The organism is Rhodococcus sp. (in: high G+C Gram-positive bacteria) (genome assembly GCF_049299235.1).
GTDB lineage: Bacteria > Actinomycetota > Actinomycetes > Mycobacteriales > Mycobacteriaceae > Rhodococcus.
The window spans coordinates 22,974-39,317 of sequence record NZ_JBAQXC010000190.1 but is presented as its reverse complement, the minus strand read 5'-3'; the positions used below and the strand labels follow the sequence as shown (position 1 = coordinate 39,317).

The window sequence follows — 16,344 nt, the reverse complement described above, 5'->3', positions numbered from 1 at the left end:
GGAAAGCGTTCAGACCGTGGTTGTTTCGGATACGGTCAGGGTTCCCGGCACGTACTCGATGGTCGGATCGTCGGTCCAGTGGACGATGGTGCGTCGGCGCAGCATCGCACGGAACTGATCGGTGGTGTTCGCCAGCACGTCGCCGCTGCCCCAGTCGAGGATGACCCCGTACTGGCGTACGCAGTCCATCTCGTTGACGAGACCGGTCCGGTACTCGGCGGACACCTCCTGCGGGTCTCGTTCCATCCACGCGTGCCGGTTGTCGCGGATGTAGGCGCGGGCCTTCGCGGTGGCATCGACGTCGATCTCGTATTCGAAGATCTCCGGATCGACCTCCTTGATCACCACGCCGTAGTCCTTCTCGGCGCGTTCGATGCTCACGTATCCGTCGATGACGTCCTCGAGCACCGCGTCGAGGTCCCGCTGCAGCGGGTCGCCCAGTCCCCCGCCGCCGGCCGAGGGCCGGGTGAACTCGTCGCCCGATTTGATCGGGACGGCAGCGAAGATCGACCCGAGGTATTCCTCCCGATCGGTGCCCTTGTTGAGCCACACACCGTGCGGGATCGACGGCAGCCCACCCCACAGACCCCAGGTGACGGAGCGTTCACGGTCGCAGCAGTACGACATGACCGTGTTGCTGCTCGCCCACAGCCGTCCGCCCTTCTCGGCGCCGAGGCCGCCGCGGAACTTGCCGGGGCCACCCGAATCGGGCACGAGGTCGTGGCACGACGTGAGTACCGGCGCGAGGCGTTCCTGACCTTCGAAAGGCTGTGTGCCGTACTGGACTCCGAATACTGCGGCGGAGGCGTTGTAGCCGTCGGCGCCGTTGCGGGCACCCCAGCCGCCCATCATCCAGTCGTACCACATGAAGTTCGGGTTGCCGTTCTCGCGGCCGTCGCGACCACCCACCAGCAGGTATTCGAGGTTGAACGTACAGGCCATCGCCCGGTCGGGCAGGATGTCGGACCAGATCTCGAACACCGAACTCATGATCTTCTCGAACGGCCCCGAACAGAATCCGGCGCACGGGGACGGCCAATCCGCGTTCACCACCGACCCGACCGGTCCGAGATCCGCGGTGACGACCCGGTAGAAGCCCGAGTTCAACGGGATGTCCGGGAACTGCATCTTCGTTCCCGCAACGATTCCCGCGAACGAACCACCGAAGCCGGCGTTGAGCATCGAGGAGATCGACGGGTGCGATCCACTGAGGTCGTAGTGCACCGTGTCGCCGGCGATGGTCATCTTCATCGTGACAGGGATCAGGCCTTCCCCGAGCGCGGGGTCCTGATCGATGTAGTCCTCGGTGTACCAGACGCCGTCGGGCAGCTCCGCGATCTTCGCGCGGGTCAGGTCCTCGACGTAGTCCTGCACCTCGGCCATCGCCGTCTTGATGGTCTCCACCCCGTACTTGTCGCACAGGCGCTGAATTTCGCGTTCCGCGACGCGGGTGGCCTCGGCCTGCGCCTGCATGTCCCCGATGATGTCGCGGGGATTGCGCGTGTTCTTCGCGATCAGGTAGGCGACGTCCTCGAGGAACTGGTCCTTGCTCCAGAGGCGGGTCGGCGGGATCCGCAGGCCCTCACCCATGTGGTCGAGCGCCTTGACGTTGAACGAGCCCGGTGTCGCGCCGCCCACGTCGGCCCAATGCCCGTTCGCCTGGGCGTATCCGAGGAGTTCACCCTGGTAGTAGATGGGCCGGATGATGCGGGTGTCGTTGAAGTGGCTGCCGCCTTCGTAGACATCGTTGATGACGAAGACGTCGCCGGGGTGGATGTCGCCGGCGAACTGGCGGATCACCGCTTTCGCCGTGTAGTGCAGGGTGCCGACGTGCGCGGCGATGTCGCCGGTGCCCTGCATGACCGTGTTGCCCTCGGGATCGCAGATGGCCGAGGAGAAGTCACGCGAGTAGATGACGAACGAGTAGCAGGTCCGCAGGATCTGCTCGGCCATCTGATCGACGGTGTTGATGAACGCGTTCTTGAGGACCTCGAAGGTCACCGGATCCAATGATGTAGCCATGTCTTCACTTCCTCATGCGAATTCGATAGTGGCGTAACGCTGTTCATGCGGACTGTTCGAGGATGAGATTTCCCCACTCGTCGACGCGCGCGGTGGTCCGCGGCGGGACAACGGTGGTCGAGTCCAATTGGTCGACGATGCACGGCCCCGCGAGGACCGCTCCCGCGGGCAGGCTCGTCCGGTCGTAGACGGGGGTGCCGACCCGATCCACTTCGTCGGGGAACAGCACCGACCGCACCTCGACCGGCTCCGGCACGAACGTGGCCGGGTCGATCAGCTCGGCCGGCTGCACCTCCCGGCGCGGCGTGAGCCCGATCGCCCGCACCAGCACCCGGTAGATCTCCACCCCGGCGTCCTCCGCCGCGAAGTTGTGTTCTTTCAGATGGGTGGCGTGGAACGTCGCGACGACCTCGTCCAGGTTGTCGAGCGGCACCGTCACCGGCACGGCGATGGCGCGCCACTGACCCAGGTACCGCATGTCGAGGTAGTACTCGAAGATCATGTCCGCGTCGTCGACGTGTTCGGCGGTGAGCCGTTCGCGGCCCTGCTGTTCGAGTTCACGGAACGACGCGGCGAGATGATCGAGGTCCGCCTCGGCCGAGTCCGCCAGGTACATCTTGGTGAGGTCGTGCTGGATGTCGACGAGCATGCAGCCCATCGCCGACGTCACCCCCGGGTGCGGCGGAATGATCACGGTCGGGATACCGAGGTCCTTCGCCAGGTAGGCGGCGTGCAGGGGGCCGGCGCCACCGAACCCGACGAGCGCGAAGTCGCGCGGATCGTGGCCCTTGCGGATGGAGATGAGGCGGATCGCATCGGCCATGTTGGCGTTGGCGACCTTGATGATCGACTGGGCCGCGGATTCGACGTCCAGCCCCAGCGGTTCGGCGACCTTCTCGACGGCCGACCACGCCAGCGAGGCATCGAGTTCCTTGACTCCCCCAGCGAGTTTCTTGCCGACGGTGCCGAGGATGAGATTGGCGTCCGTGTTGGTCGCGGCGTCGCCGCCGCCGTTGTAGCAGGCCGGTCCCGGCTCCGAGCCCGCCGACTGCGGGCCGTTGCGCAGTGATCCCGCATCGTCGAGCCACGCGATCGAGCCGCCGCCCGCACCGATGGTGAGCACCTCGATGCTGGGGAAGCAGATGGGATACCCGAATTCGACACTCCACATGTTGGTGGTGCCGAGCACCCCGTTGTCGGTGAGCGACACGTCGGTGGAGGTGCCGCCCATGTCGAATCCGATGGAATTCTCGAATCCGCACATGCGGGCGATGTGCCGGCTCGCGATGGCACCGGCGGCGATACCGGAGGCGGCCAGGCGTGCACCGTAGCGTTCCGCCATCGTCGGGGTCATCACGCCGCCACCCGAGTGCAGCAGCAGCACGTCGTTCGCGTAGCCGTTCTCCTCGAGCCGGGATTCGAGGGTGCGGGCGTACGGGCCGATGATCGGCACCAGCGCCGCGTTCGCGACCGTCGTGGAAAACCGTTCGTACTCGAAGATTTCGGGGTGAACATCGCTCGACGTCGTGATCGCGACATCCGGCAGTTCCTCGGCGAGGATCTCCGCCATCCGGTTCTCGTGGACCGGGTTGGTGAACGAGTTGACGAAACAGACAGCGACGGTTTCGATTCCGCGGCGGCGCAGGATCCGTGCGACGTCCCGCGCCTGCGTTTCGTCGAGCGGTTCGAGGATCTCGCCGTCGTATCCGATACGTTCGCTCACGGTGAGTCGGTGCCGGCGCGGCACGAACGGCGGCGCCACCTCCTCGTACGGGTCCCACGACTCGCGGTCGCCGCGGCGGATCTCGATGACGTCCCGGAACCCCTCGGTGGTGACCAGCGCGACCTTCGGGAATTTACGAGTGATGAGCGCGTTGGTGGCGATTGTGGTTCCGTGCGAGAAGAACTCGACGTCCGCCCAGTCCACCCCCGCCTGCGCCATGCCCGCCAGGACGCCTTCGATCGGATCGGATTGGGTGGGGTATTTCGCGGTGATGATCCGCCCGTCCTCCTGCTGGACGAACACATCGGTGAAGGTTCCACCGATGTCGACAGCGGTACGGATCCGTCCCGGTCGGCTGATGGCTTCGGTCATGTTCTGGCCCTCCTCGGGTGTGTCTGTGTCCGACGCCAACGAAACCGTCTGCGGACCCGCGGAACAATTGGCCGGGGTACCGACACCCGATGCTCCGGAGTTGGACGAACCCACAGGTCCACCGCACGATCAAGTCTCCCACCTGCACGTATCCGGTTCCGGCTCGCGTAACGTCCACGTGTCGGACATCCGGCGGCAACACGCGGTCACCGAAACGCAACGGCATTCACCCCGGCCCGCGCACCGGCCGGCGCCGCCGTGTGCGCGATCCGGGCAGACCGTAGAGTGATTCGGACGGCGCAGCAGCCGCAGGACGGTGTCGTCCATCGGGGAGGAGCGAGGCGTGAAGATCGGGTTGGTGTACTCACTGAGCGGGCCGCACGCCGAGATGGAGCGCTCCATTCTCGACGGCGCACTCACCGCCGTCCAGGAAATCAACTCGCGGGGTGGAGTTCTCGGGGACGAACTGGCCGTCGCCGTCGTCGACGGCCGCTCCGAGGTGGCGTCGACGGCGCGCGGCGTCGACCGGTTGTGCCGCGACGACCACGTCGACGTCGTCGTCGGTGGCTACACCTCCGCCGCTCGGGTTGCGATGCGACCCGCGATCCATGCCCATCGGACGTTGCTGATGTATCCGACGTATTTCGAGGGCGAGGAACAGGATCCGCGGGTGTTCTACTGCGGCGCGGCACCCAACCAGTACCTCGCCGACTATGTCGGCTGGATCGCGAGCACCCTCGGTCGCCGCCTCTATCTGCTCGGCTCCGACTACATCTATCCGCGGGTGCTCGGTGAGGCGATCCGGCGGCTCGCGGGGCCGCACGACCTCGAGATCGTCGCCGATCGGTACGTGCCGCTCGGCGAAAACCGGTTCGACGACATCCTCGACGACATCGCGGCCACCGGCCCGTCCGTGGTCGTCTGCACTGTGGTCGGCTCGGATTCGACGTCCGCCTTCTACACCCAATTCCACAGTGCCGGATACACATCGGACTCGTTGCCGATCGCCGCGACCGTCACCACCGCGATCGACCTCGCACGCATGCCGACGCAGGTCAGCGACGGGCACTACATGGCCGGAACGTACTTCGCCCGGCTCGACTCGGCCACCAACCGGGCGTACCGACGGTCGCTGTTCGATGTGCGCGGTCAACGACGCACCCACAGCGCGCAGGTCGGCGCGTACAACGCGGTGCACGCGGTCGGTCTCGCCGCCGACCACGCCGGGTCGACGGATGCCCCGGAATTGTCGGCGGCCCTGCGGTGCGTCCGATTCGACGGGAACCCCGAAGGGCTGCCGTTCTACTTCCGCGGCGACCACTACAGCGCGCACCCGACCTACGTCGGCCGGGCATCCGGCGGCGACTACGACGTCGTCGCAGAATTCTCGCCTCGGCTACCGCAACCGTGGTGGTCGGGGCACGTCCCCCTCGCCCGGTCCGAATGATTCACGCAACGCGAGGGCGATGTAGAAGTCGGCGCGATCAGCGATGGTGTGCAGGCCGCGGCCCGTCAACCGTTCGATGCGGGTCAGCCGATACCGGAGGGTGTTGATGTGAATGCCCAGGAGGGACGCGGTCGCCGCCGCATTCCCGTCCGTCGCGAAGAACGTCCGCAACGTCTCGAGATAGCTCGACTTCTTCTGTGCGTCGTAGTCGGCGAGGGGTTCGAGCAGCGCGGCATCGAGTGACGCCGCGAGCCCCGGTTCCGTGCCGAGCAGGGTCGCTGCCAACGGCACCGGCAGCGGCACCACCGTGGATTCGCTGGTCGCGGCGCGTCGGTGCCGGTCGGCCATCAACCGGGCGTCGATCAGCACGCGGACGAGGTCGTCGCCGCTGTGGAACACGCACGAACTGGTGCCGACCGACAGTGCACCAGCGCCGCGTTCGGCGAACAGTCGGGTGAACATGTCGACATACCCGTCGAACGCGCCGGATTCCGTTTCGCCGTCGATGGTCAGCAGCGCATAGGCGATGTTCTCGTGCGCCCCCGCGACACAGGTGACGCCTGCGCGCACGCCCAGGTCGGGCAACGCGTCCGCGACGGCCTCGGCCGAGACCGGCGCGGTGTCCGGCAACACCACCGCCAGCGCCCGGATCCGGCTACCCGATTCCAACCCGAGTGAATTCGCCCACGGGCCGAGCGCCGCCGACGGGACGGCCGCCTGGATCAACTCGCGGATCAGCGCATGCTCGGCCGGGCGACGCGCCGCCCGCATCGTGTCGAGCGCGTATATCCGTGCGTCGATCTGTTCCGCGAGCTGCACCACCCGGCGTGTATCCCACTGTCCGCGTGCCGGATCGGTGAGGATGAGCGACCGTCTGGTCGACGGTAGCCGGACGTGGATCGCCGCTGCGGCGGCCGGTATCCGATCGGGGAGAACAGCGGGCTGCGCCAGCACCGTGCCCGGGACCTCGCCGGCCGAGGTCCCGTTGATCACGCAGCCCGGCAGGACAATCCAACCGCGGACCGAACCGGACCCGACGAAACCGTCGATGAGCTCTCGTATTCCCGTCACATCGGATACCGCCACCGACTCACCCACCCGAGGTGACAGCCGCTCACGCAGCGTGGACGCCGCGACACCCGTCGGCAACACCAGTACCGGAAGCGACACTCGCACACACTCGGCGACGAACGCCGGGGGCATATCGAAGTCGTCGTTGTCCACGACGGCACCGACCGCGCCCGCCGATTTCAACTCCACCGGAAGCGATTCGGGCGAGCGATGATTCGTCCACACCGAGGACGAGATGTGGACAAGGCCATTGCGGGTGAGGCCGACCGGACCGGCAGGATCGAACTCCACCACCGCGGTCACCGTGCTCGACCGTGCCTGCTGCAGCGCAGCGGGTGTGAGCGAACGCAGGCCGGCGCGATCGACAAGTTCGCCAACCGTCGCCAACATGCCTCCCTCCGGGTCGAGTGATCCCACCAGTATGCGGCCGGACCGTCGATGTCTCGACCCGAGGGGAGCGTTCGCGGATCATCGGTCGCCGGCCGAGCGTTCCGCGTGGGGACGCGCCGCGAAATGACGTCGGGCGTCGAACGGCTCGAACCACGCCTGCACCGTCGCGAACAACGCGCGTTGCGGCAACCAGAAGTCGCCGAATGCGGCCTGCGTCGGCAGTGGACCGTCCGGGCCGAGATCGGACCCGCCGACCGCCGCGCGCACGGTGTGTGCCACCCACAACTCGCGCGGGTTGGCCCGGAACCACTGGCCGTTCGGCACATGCCCGCCGAGCCGGACCTTCCCGACACCGAGCACCGGGCCCGCGACGCGCCCCATCGCCGCCAACACCGCGGGACTGTGCCACAGCGCGTCCGGCATGAGCTTGCCCGTGACGTTCATGAGCGTCGTCGCCGGTGATGTGGTCAGGTGCAGGTCCCAGTCGAGTTCGCCACCGGCGCTGACGTGCAGATCGGCCGGGCCGGTCCATTCGGCGCGAACATCGGTCTGTTCGGTGCGGCTCAATGCGTGGCCCAGGAACCGGGGGCAGTTCAGTTCGGGCGGGACGTCGCTGTACACGGTCCAGGCGCCGCCCGGATCGCGGTGCCAGACGGACGTGTAGCCGGCGCCGATGGAGTTGGCGGGGAATCTGCGCAGTGCGAGATAGTGACCGCTCGCGAACGGGGCGCCGATCACCGCGTAACCGGCGAATCGTTCTCCGGAGACATCGGGCAGGTCACAGGACCGCTGCGCGGCCGACTGCGGGGTGGTGGTCATGATCGTCCTCCCAGAATTGCTGGTAGATCGATCGTGCGCCGCGCGCGCCGCACCGTCATGGGGCCGACGCCTCATCTTCCGCGCACGGATTCCTGCCAGGTCACCGAAGTGCGAGGACACCGAAGTGCGAGGACACCGAAGTGCGAGGACACTGGGTTGATGGTGTCCGGGAGGGACGGTCCACGGCGAGCCGAACTGGTCGCCGCACTGTCTCTCGCGATCGACCTCGGTCTCGGTCAACCGATGGAGCACATGCTGCGGTCGGCGCTGATCGCCACACGCATCGCCGACCGGATGGGGTTGAGCGCCGACCAGCGGGGCGTGGTGTTCTACGCGAATCTGGTCGCCTGGATCGGCTGCCATGCCGACTCACACGAACTGGCACGCATGTTCGGCGACGACATCGCCTTCCGCGCCGACACCTATTCGGTGGACATGACCGGGCTGCCGTTCCTGCGTCTGCTACTCGGTCATGCCGGGCGTGGGCTTCCCCAGGCCGAACGCAGCCTCCGGGTCGCCGTGTTCCTGTTCACGGCGCGCCGGCAGATGTCCGAGCTCATCCGGTCCCACTGCGGGTCCGCGAGCGCACTCTCCGACCACATCGGGCTCGATCCTCGGGTCGGGGCGATGCTGGCGTTCACCTTCGAACGGTGGGACGGTGGCGGGCTGCCGGCCGGGGTACGCGGCGACGCGATTCCGGTGGAGATGCACATCGTGCATCTGGCCGACGTCGTCGAAGTGCATCTGCGACTCGGCGGCACGGCGAATGCGGTCGCGGTGGCACAGGCCCGCAACGGAACCCAGTTCTGTCCTGCTGTGGTGCGGGTGTTCGACGACGCGGCGGCCGAGATCACCGCCGGTGTGCTCGAGCAGGATGTGTGGTCGGCGGCACTGGCGCAGACTCCGGATGGGAATCGCATTGTGCGCGGCCCCGAGCTGGACGACATGCTGCGGGCGATGACCGATTTTGTCGACTTCAAATGTCCGTTCCTGCTCGGTCATTCGAGACAGGTAGCCGATCTGGCGGCAGCCGCGGGCCGGCACCGTGGGCTGCCCGGTGCGGACGTCGACGCTCTCTACCGGGCCGGCCTGGTGCACGGCCTGGGACGGATGGGTGTGCCCAACCAGATCTGGGAGAAGCCCGGGCCGCTCACCACCGCGGAATGGGAGCGGGTGCGGCTGTATCCGTATCTGACGGGAAGAATTCTCAGTCGCGTCGGCGGTGTGGAATCGGTTGTGGCGCTGGCCCAGACGCATCGTGAACGACTCGACGGTTCCGGCTATCCCAACGGACTGCGCGGCCCGGACCTGAGTGCCCCTGCGCGGATACTCGCCGCCGCGGAAACCTATCAGCGACTCCGTGAGCCCCGGCCGCACCGGCCGGCACTCACCGCCGGCGACGCGGCCGCGCGGATGCGCCGCGACGCGAAGGCCGGACGGTTCGACACCGAAGCGGTCGAGGCCGTGCTGGCCGCAGCCGGGCACCGAACCACGCGGCGGGCGCCCTGGCCGGCCGGGTTGACCGGACGTGAAGTGGAGGTGCTGAGGCTCGTCGCCTTTGGCCAGTCGAATCGGCAAATCGCCGCCGAACTGCACATCACCCCCAAGACGGCACGCAACCACGTCGAGCATCTCTACACCAAACTCTGCGTCCACAACCGCACCCAGGCCGGGCTTGCGGCCATCGAGCTCGGGTTGACGCGATAGCAGGACGCCCGATCAGGACCGGTATCGCGCGACTGGGGATTGCAGATAGGACGTCGGGCGCACATAGTCGTCGCATTCCGTTTCGCGAGGTGCCGGTCGACCCGGCGGACGGGGTTCATCGACCGCATCCGACATCGCGGCAACAACACCTGCAATTCGCGGATCTGCTCGAATCCGCGCGTCCTCCGCACGGAGCAGCTCCCGCAACTCCGCCTGTGCGCGCCCTGCCACCTCCAGGATGTGTGCGGCCAATATCGCTCCGTTGGTCTGCAACGCTCGATCGTCGATCCGTAGGTCCTGCATCGCCCCGTCGGCACCCACACGCACCGAGACCATCGCACTGTTCGCGGACGCGGTGGCGCTCGTCAGCACCGAAAGAAGCTCGTCGAGTTGCCCGGACAACGAGCCGCCGGAATGCTTCCCTGGAACGGACGAATCGAAATGCACAGCGCCCCCTGAAATCGCACTCCCCCAAATGACTCGGCTACCATAGCCGATCATCGGCAGGGGGCCGGACGGCATCGGGGGAGGCACATGTATGTCGACACTGGATCAGTGGGCAAGTTCGTATCCGGGCAGGTACCGGACTCCTCGATCGCGACGACGGTGACAGCACACGCACTGATGGCGCCCACCATATTGCAGAAATGTGCGGACAACCTCGCCGGAACCAGAGAGCGGCTCACGGCCGGCACCGACATCCGTGAAGCCCCTGTCGACGACGCCGTGGCCGAACTCGTCGCAGTCGACGGATCCACGCTGCGGTGACTCCCACAGTTTCCCAGGTGCTCTCGTGGTCTCCCGATGCGCTCCGAACCTTGGCCGAGGAATGGGATAGTACCGCCAGGTCACTGGACGAACATTTAACCGTCGCAAGCAACGCGACGACGGAGTCCTCCATGTTCTGGAGTGAAGGTGCCGGCGATGCGATGCGCACCCACGTCCACGACGTTCTCCATCCCGGCCGAACCCTCACGACGGCCATCGCCGATGCCGCCGGAGCGATTTCGATCCACGCGACTCGCTTACAGGACGCAGTCACAACAGCCGTGAACCATATCCGAAGCGCAACCGATTCAGGGTTCTCCGTTGACGAAGACGGCACCGTGGCACCACCTCCACCTGTCCTCTACGACGCGACACAAACCGGCTGGTCGACAGTCATCGTCCAGATGGTCGCACTGCGTCGGCGTGCCGACATCCTGACTCGAGTCATCACCGCTGATCTGTTTCAGGTGGGGTCCTCGGATTCCGCCGCTGCCGCTGCTGTCACCGAGGCATTCGCAAAGGTGCGGCGCGATTCGGGCCTCGATCCGAGCATTCTCGCCGGCTACGAAAGCCTCGCCACAGCCGATGCAACCGCAGACGGCATCGCAGCGCGCACCGGGAATCTGGCACGCGGGGGGTACCAGCGTATCGGCGGAATCCTGATTGCTGCAGGGCTCTCTCCTTCGCAGTTGGACGCGCTTGCCCGCGGCGAGGCCGTTGACACCGTGCCGTCACTCGCACTGAGCTATCTACGCGAGTTCTACCGGGAAGCCGGCACCCACGGTGTACTCGACATCGCCGCCGCCCTGCGTGCACAAGAAGAATCGGGTGAGGCCGGTGCCGCCGCTCGTCTCGATGCGCTTGCCAACGGCCTACTCATGGTCTCGAACGAGAATGTGGGAGATGGTACGAGCGCTGGAGGGATCCGGTTCCTCCCCGCAGACCTGACCGAATCACTTTCCCGTGCAGCCGATCCCTCTTCTGAGGTATCGCAGTCGTACGCTCACATCGTCGATGCAGTCGGTGGACGCCTGCCTGAATTCGCACGGTTCATCAGCGAAGCCAACCCCGGCTTCGTACCCGGCACCGAGTTCGCCGATGCTCTCGATCGCACTGCTTCTCGCATGGTCGACTTCGTACCGGCGGTGGACGAACACGTCCAGTTCGCGTTCGATTCCGTGGCCGAACATCTCCTGGATATCGGCGTACGGAACGAGAACGCATCCTACGAACTGCTCACCGCAGCCGACAACGCTCAAACGCTGATGCCGTTGTTCGAGCACGAGTGGGCTGACGACGGCGCGACGCTCGGTCGCATGGTTGATTGGATTGCCAACGATGCGGTCGTCACCGATCCGGCCGACACCACTCGCGCCGATCGTGCCGGTGAAGCCGCCTACGCACTTGCGCGCGTGATCTCATCCTCGGGATCCGCGACCGAACTGGGGCTCATCGACAGCAGCAATACCAATCCCTACGACAGGCTGATGAACATTCCGGGAGTCGGCGACGGGAAGTCCTCACTCGGCGAGGTGAATCCGGCGTTGACGCAATCGATGGCCGGCGCATTGTCCCCGTATGTCATCGATATGGTCACCGACGAACGCCTCATGTCGAGCACGTCGAACTTCGGACAACTCGGACCTATCGAAGCGACCCGCGTATTCTCGCTCCTCGACAGCGATCCTCGAGCGGGAATGCTCATCAGCGGACACGCCCTCGCCACCGCCACCGAGATCGATCGCGCGTTCGCACGAAACCCCACGGAAACGATGATGGGCGAGACATCCGGACGACTGCGCGCCGTCGTCGAAGGTGGACTGGATGCAGAACTCGGCGACCGACTGAACGACACCGACGAACGGAAGAACGAACGGGCAGAGGCGCGTGCCGGATATTTCGGTGCAAGCCAAGCGATCCTCGCCACAGGTGCAGGGTTCCTGCCTCCGCCGTGGGGCATTGCTGTACCCGGCGCAATCTACACGGCCGGCTCGTTTTCCGCGAGTGGAATAATCGACGCGGACGGGAGCCTCACTGATGAGTTTCGAGAATCACCACAGGCGAGGATCCGCTTGAATGGGAGCGATCTCAGCACTCCCACCGGAGGGGTCCCAGGCTCAGCATCGATAATGCCGAATGAAATCAGATACAACCTATTGACCGAAGTCGTAGAATCCGATCCGAAAAGCTACGATTGGGTTCCCGAGGAAGCCTTGCATGACAATTCTCTTATCCCATACGCGGAACTCCTTGATCTGTCCCCCAAGAACGATTCATTCAGTGACAGATTCGATCCGAACGTCAGGCACGTAATCCTCAAGGAATTGCCTGACCGGCTCGATCATGCTGGCATTCGAAGCGCAGATGAATACATCCATCAACATCAGAGCGCCTTCGATGCATACAACGTTGCCGTTTTCGGACGTTCGGACAATCAAGATGCATTCACCTCGAGAATTCGAGAGAACAAGAGTTCCGGGGAGATGAGCACATGGAACACCTAAGGCGTCGGGCACCACTAATTGCTGGGCTCCTGCTACTCGCCTGCAGCCTGACCTCGTGCAGCGCGAATGACCAACCCTCTCGCCAGCAAGAGTCCAACCCAGAGGCGTCGGTCCCTCCAGCACCAATAAGCCCGAGCAAGTATCAAGTCCCCGATAACATCCGCAACGCCACCATCATCTGGTCCGCCGAATCCGGGATCGACCTCTTCGGCGAAGAAGCCACCGTCATCCGAGCCGCCCTCGAAGCCCACCACATCACCCTGGGCAGTCCGATCTCCGACAGCTACCCCGGCTACGCACGCGCGATCGACCAAGAGACGAGAGATTTCTACAACCGGTACACCACCCAATCTGCATGGGAATACGGAACCGGCTACCGTCGCATCAGAAATATTGAACCTACCGACAACGGCTTCATTGCATACACCTGCCAACAACTGTCGGGAATCGCCAGTCGACAACCCGACGGAAAATTCCGCCAAACAATCACGGGTGGAAACTCTGAAGTTTCTCTCACCATGGAACGACGCGAAGAATATGCGCCCGCAACAAGCTCGAGCTCACCGGGAACCTCCGCAGCAACACCCACGGTGGACGAAGCCGGACGACCACACTGGCAAGCGCCCGGCCGTGACGCTTTCGTCGGATGGAATGTCATTTTCAACGGCCCCGTCGACAGCGATCACGATCGCGCTTGCCGCGAGTGGGCACGCCAGTTCATCGGTGAAGAACCGGAAGGCGTCACGCGCATCGTTACCGACGACCCTCCCGAGACCTTGCCTGCATATCCAGGGTGGTGAATTCCTATTCAACCGTCTCCGGGGTTCCGTGTCACCACGTCATCTTCCGATCGGAAGCGATGTTGACACCACCATGCCATGAATACCTAGCTACATCGGGAATCAGGGCTCCGGAATCGAACTACTCGGACCGGAAGCAACTCTCGTCCGCGCCGCAATCGAAACCCACCAAATAGCACTGTTTCACCCGGTCTCGGAAAGTTACCCGGGTTGCGCACGTACGATCGATCGAGACACCCAAAACTTCTATGCCATATACGTCTCCGAAGCAGCGCCCGAGTACGTACACGTGCCAACAACTCTCCAACATCGCGAGCCTGCAGCCGGACGGCTTGTTCCACCGCACCGTCGGCGACGCGGCACTGACCTTCGAACGACTGAATACCAACGTGCCCTCATCGATCGCGCAACGGCCGAGCCGCTCACCGGAATCCGTCGGTGAGGAAGCCGACCGCCCGCGATGGGAGTACCCCACGTTCGATGCCTTCGTCGGCTGGAGCATTCGATTCGATGGCCCGCATGACATCGATCAGGCCGCATCGTGCCGCAACCGGGGACACGAATATGCACCCGATTCGTCGACAGATGTTGTCCTGCACATTATCTCGGAAACGCCACCCGAAACCTTGCCTGCCTACCCCGGATGGCGAACTGGGTGTGTCGGTGTTCAGCCGCAACAAGAAGTTCGGACTGCAGACAGCACGACGAATCCGTAGCGGCGCGGCGTCCGTCAACGGTGTCGGCGGCGTCGGGACAGTCCCGTCCCTTCCGTTCGGTGGCGTCGGCGAGTCCGGGTTCGGCAGGATCCACGGTGCAGGCGCACTGCGTGAGTTCAGCCGGCCGCATTCTGTGACGGTGGAACGGTTCCGCCCGCCACTGAACCTGTTGACTGTCGATGTTTCCGAGCGCGACATGACAATCGCGAAGCGGGTGTTCCGGATACGACACGCACGGTGATGTCGATCTGTGCGGCAGGTACTGACCGATCCTCGTGGAGTGCTGTAAACCGTTGAGCGCGTGCCGCTGTGGTGGCAGGCGTGTCATACGGGCGATTCGACCTGGGTTCGCCGTTGTCGATCGGATCCGGGGATCGATGCCGGCCGACGGGTGAGGTTGCCACGGTCCCGACCGGACCACGCGAGCAGATAGACCGCCAGGCTGATCTCCCACAGGAAGATCGGGGCGACCAGAATCCCGAGCACCGGATACTCCGCGGCCACCGTGGACATGGGATAGAACCCCCGATCGGTGACGGCGACCGCAATATTGAGCGCGAAGACGAGTGGGGCGCCGACCAGCCCGAGCGTCGTGATCCATCGCGGAACGAGACCGGATCGCCGCAGCGCGAACGCCAGGACCAGCGTGTTGACCGGACAGATCAGCCCCGGACCGACGAGGAAGGTCCACCCGTGGACGGCAGCAGCGGACTGTGCGGCGCCGGCCGCCGAGTCCGGGGCGCCCGGTAGCGCAGTCGCCGCAGTCACGTCGAGGGTCAGCACCGCCAACCCTGCGACAACGCCGACGAGGATGACACCGGCCTCGAGTGTGCGCAGCGCGACGTATCCGACGGCGAGGCTTTCGGCGGTGCGCCTGACGATCGGGTACAGCGCGATCGAGGTGCCGACGACTGCCAGTGCCAGCACCACGTCGAGGAGCCCCGCGACGGTGACGGCCGGTCCCCCACCGGCCGCGACGCTGCCGGGTTGCTCGCGCAACGGCGCGTACAGGGCGACCGCGACGACGGAGGTGACGTGGGTGACCAGGTAGAGGATGCCGGCGGCGCGGGCGTGCCCGACGAGTCGGGGCGGTATGGCGGTGTTGGTGGTCATGAATCCTCCGATCACGAAGGAGTACGATGTACACCTTTCGTGACGAACGGTAGGGATACGCTGTACTCCTGTCAATCGGAAGGGGAGAACAACGTGCCGCCGACACCTCACGGTGAGCCCGGCCGTCGGGAACGACTCAACCGGCAACGAGTCCTGCGCGGCGCCGTCGACCTCGCCGATTCGATCGGCCTTCCCACCCTGAGCATGCGCCGACTCGCCGGCACACTCGGCGTCGCACCGATGGCGCTCTACAAACACGTCACGGACAAAGACGACCTCCTCGACGGCATGGTCGACGTCGTCATCGACGAATTCGCACCACCCCGAACCGAACTCCCCTGGCGCGACGAAGTCCGAGACCGAATACTCGAAGCGCGCCGCGTCGTCCTACTCCACCCGTGGGCCCGCCAGGCCATCGAATCCCGCACCCGCAGAACCGTCACCGTGCTCGGCCACCTCGACGCCGTCACCGCAGCATTCCTTCGCGGCGGACTGTCACCGCAATTGACACACCACGTCATGCACGCCATCGGAAACCGCGTCTGGGGGTTCAGTCCCGAAATGTTCAACCCACCGGCCGACGACACGGACCGCCCCACCGCCCCCGACCCGGAGGCACTCGCAGCGTTCGTCACACGGTTCCCCGCCATCGCCGCCGTAGCCGGCGCCGCCACCGCCGGTGACCCCGCCCGACTCGTCGAAGGGTGCGACGAAGACTTCGAATTTCGATTCGCCCTCGACCTACTCCTCGACGGAGCAGACCGGCTTCACCGGTCGGAACCTTGGGTGACATAGGGTTTCGTCCTCGCCGCCGAACACGACAACTGCGGGTCGAGCCCGTGTGAACATCGAACGCCCTGTCGTCGATGTCGACACGGTGGGTACCGGCGCG

At 65.3% G+C, this 16,344-nt stretch carries 13 protein-coding genes; 7 read left to right on the top strand and 6 right to left on the bottom strand.

Annotation, left to right across the window (positions count from 1 at the left end):
- Positions 1-9 precede the first annotated feature (9 nt).
- Positions 10-2,022 (bottom strand): hydantoinase B/oxoprolinase family protein, encoded by a 2,013-nt coding sequence (locus WAX14_RS11585; protein WP_422628209.1) that lies wholly within the window; start codon positions 2,020-2,022, stop codon positions 10-12.
- 43 nt (positions 2,023-2,065) lie between these two features.
- Positions 2,066-4,117, bottom strand: a complete 2,052-nt coding sequence (locus tag WAX14_RS11580) for a hydantoinase/oxoprolinase family protein (RefSeq protein ID WP_422628208.1) — start codon at positions 4,115-4,117, stop codon at positions 2,066-2,068.
- 343 nt (positions 4,118-4,460) lie between these two features.
- Here WAX14_RS11580 and WAX14_RS11575 point away from each other — a divergent pair, with 343 nt between their 5' ends.
- On the top strand, positions 4,461-5,564 hold the full coding sequence (locus WAX14_RS11575; protein ID WP_422628207.1) for a transporter substrate-binding protein: 1,104 nt from the start codon (positions 4,461-4,463) through the stop codon (positions 5,562-5,564).
- Here the strand turns inward: WAX14_RS11575 and WAX14_RS11570 are convergent.
- Together WAX14_RS11570 and WAX14_RS11565 are read right to left on the bottom strand one after the other, a co-directional pair.
- Positions 5,514-7,025 carry a PucR family transcriptional regulator gene (locus WAX14_RS11570; protein ID WP_422628206.1) on the bottom strand — a complete coding sequence of 504 codons (1,512 nt, stop codon included), beginning with the start codon at positions 7,023-7,025 and terminating at the stop codon, positions 5,514-5,516. The genes WAX14_RS11575 and WAX14_RS11570 overlap by 51 nt on opposite strands.
- 78 nt (positions 7,026-7,103) lie before the next feature.
- Entirely contained in the window at positions 7,104-7,844 is a 741-nt protein-coding gene (locus WAX14_RS11565; RefSeq protein WP_422628205.1) for a hypothetical protein, read from the bottom strand.
- A 159-nt stretch (positions 7,845-8,003) separates the two neighbouring features.
- Between WAX14_RS11565 and WAX14_RS11560 the strand changes: the two genes are divergently transcribed.
- Entirely contained in the window at positions 8,004-9,551 is a 1,548-nt protein-coding gene (locus WAX14_RS11560; RefSeq protein WP_422628204.1) for an HD domain-containing phosphohydrolase, read from the top strand.
- Positions 9,552-9,563: 12 nt separating this feature from the next.
- Here WAX14_RS11560 and WAX14_RS11555 read toward each other — a convergent pair whose 3' ends face one another.
- Positions 9,564-9,998, bottom strand: coding sequence for a YbaB/EbfC family nucleoid-associated protein (locus WAX14_RS11555; RefSeq protein WP_422628203.1), 435 nt, complete (start codon positions 9,996-9,998; stop codon positions 9,564-9,566).
- A gap of 108 nt (positions 9,999-10,106) precedes the next feature.
- Between WAX14_RS11555 and WAX14_RS11550 the strand changes: the two genes are divergently transcribed.
- The 4 genes from WAX14_RS11550 (at position 10,107) to WAX14_RS11535 (ending at position 14,580) form a co-directional block, all read left to right on the top strand.
- Positions 10,107-10,319 carry a hypothetical protein gene (locus WAX14_RS11550; RefSeq protein WP_422628202.1) on the top strand — a complete coding sequence of 71 codons (213 nt, stop codon included), beginning with the start codon at positions 10,107-10,109 and terminating at the stop codon, positions 10,317-10,319.
- A gap of 131 nt (positions 10,320-10,450) precedes the next feature.
- Positions 10,451-12,823: a hypothetical protein gene (locus WAX14_RS11545; RefSeq protein WP_422628201.1), complete on the top strand. Its 2,373-nt coding sequence runs from the start codon at positions 10,451-10,453 to the stop codon at positions 12,821-12,823.
- Complete coding sequence (locus WAX14_RS11540) at positions 12,811-13,623, top strand: hypothetical protein (protein WP_422628200.1); 813 nt, start codon at positions 12,811-12,813, stop codon at positions 13,621-13,623. The genes WAX14_RS11545 and WAX14_RS11540 overlap by 13 nt, the downstream gene beginning before the upstream one ends.
- Before the next feature lie 663 nt (positions 13,624-14,286).
- Positions 14,287-14,580 carry an aldehyde dehydrogenase family protein gene (locus WAX14_RS11535; protein WP_422628199.1) on the top strand — a complete coding sequence of 98 codons (294 nt, stop codon included), beginning with the start codon at positions 14,287-14,289 and terminating at the stop codon, positions 14,578-14,580.
- Positions 14,581-14,663: 83 nt separating this feature from the next.
- Here WAX14_RS11535 and WAX14_RS11530 read toward each other — a convergent pair whose 3' ends face one another.
- Positions 14,664-15,452, bottom strand: a complete 789-nt coding sequence (locus WAX14_RS11530) for a DUF4386 domain-containing protein (protein WP_422628198.1) — start codon at positions 15,450-15,452, stop codon at positions 14,664-14,666.
- Between the two features lie 93 nt (positions 15,453-15,545).
- On the opposite strand from WAX14_RS11530, the gene WAX14_RS11525 reads away from it, so the two are divergent.
- The gene (locus WAX14_RS11525; protein WP_422628197.1) at positions 15,546-16,247 is read left to right on the top strand and encodes a TetR/AcrR family transcriptional regulator; all 702 of its coding nucleotides are present in this window, start codon (positions 15,546-15,548) and stop codon (positions 16,245-16,247) included.
- Positions 16,248-16,344 lie beyond the last annotated feature (97 nt).

What these genes read in the sequence shown, in the direction of transcription:
- WAX14_RS11585 (WP_422628209.1), bottom strand. Translation starts at nt 2,022, where the DNA reads ATGGCTACATCATTGGATCCGGTGACCTTCGAGGTCCTCAAGAACGCG.
- WAX14_RS11580 (WP_422628208.1), bottom strand. Translation starts at nt 4,117, where the DNA reads ATGACCGAAGCCATCAGCCGACCGGGACGGATCCGTACCGCTGTCGAC.
- WAX14_RS11570 (WP_422628206.1), bottom strand. Translation starts at nt 7,025, where the DNA reads ATGTTGGCGACGGTTGGCGAACTTGTCGATCGCGCCGGCCTGCGTTCG.
- WAX14_RS11565 (WP_422628205.1), bottom strand. Translation starts at nt 7,844, where the DNA reads ATGACCACCACCCCGCAGTCGGCCGCGCAGCGGTCCTGTGACCTGCCC.
- WAX14_RS11560 (WP_422628204.1), top strand. Translation starts at nt 8,004, where the DNA reads ATGGTGTCCGGGAGGGACGGTCCACGGCGAGCCGAACTGGTCGCCGCA.
- WAX14_RS11545 (WP_422628201.1), top strand. Translation starts at nt 10,451, where the DNA reads ATGTTCTGGAGTGAAGGTGCCGGCGATGCGATGCGCACCCACGTCCAC.
- WAX14_RS11540 (WP_422628200.1), top strand. Translation starts at nt 12,811, where the DNA reads ATGGAACACCTAAGGCGTCGGGCACCACTAATTGCTGGGCTCCTGCTA.
- WAX14_RS11530 (WP_422628198.1), bottom strand. Translation starts at nt 15,452, where the DNA reads ATGACCACCAACACCGCCATACCGCCCCGACTCGTCGGGCACGCCCGC.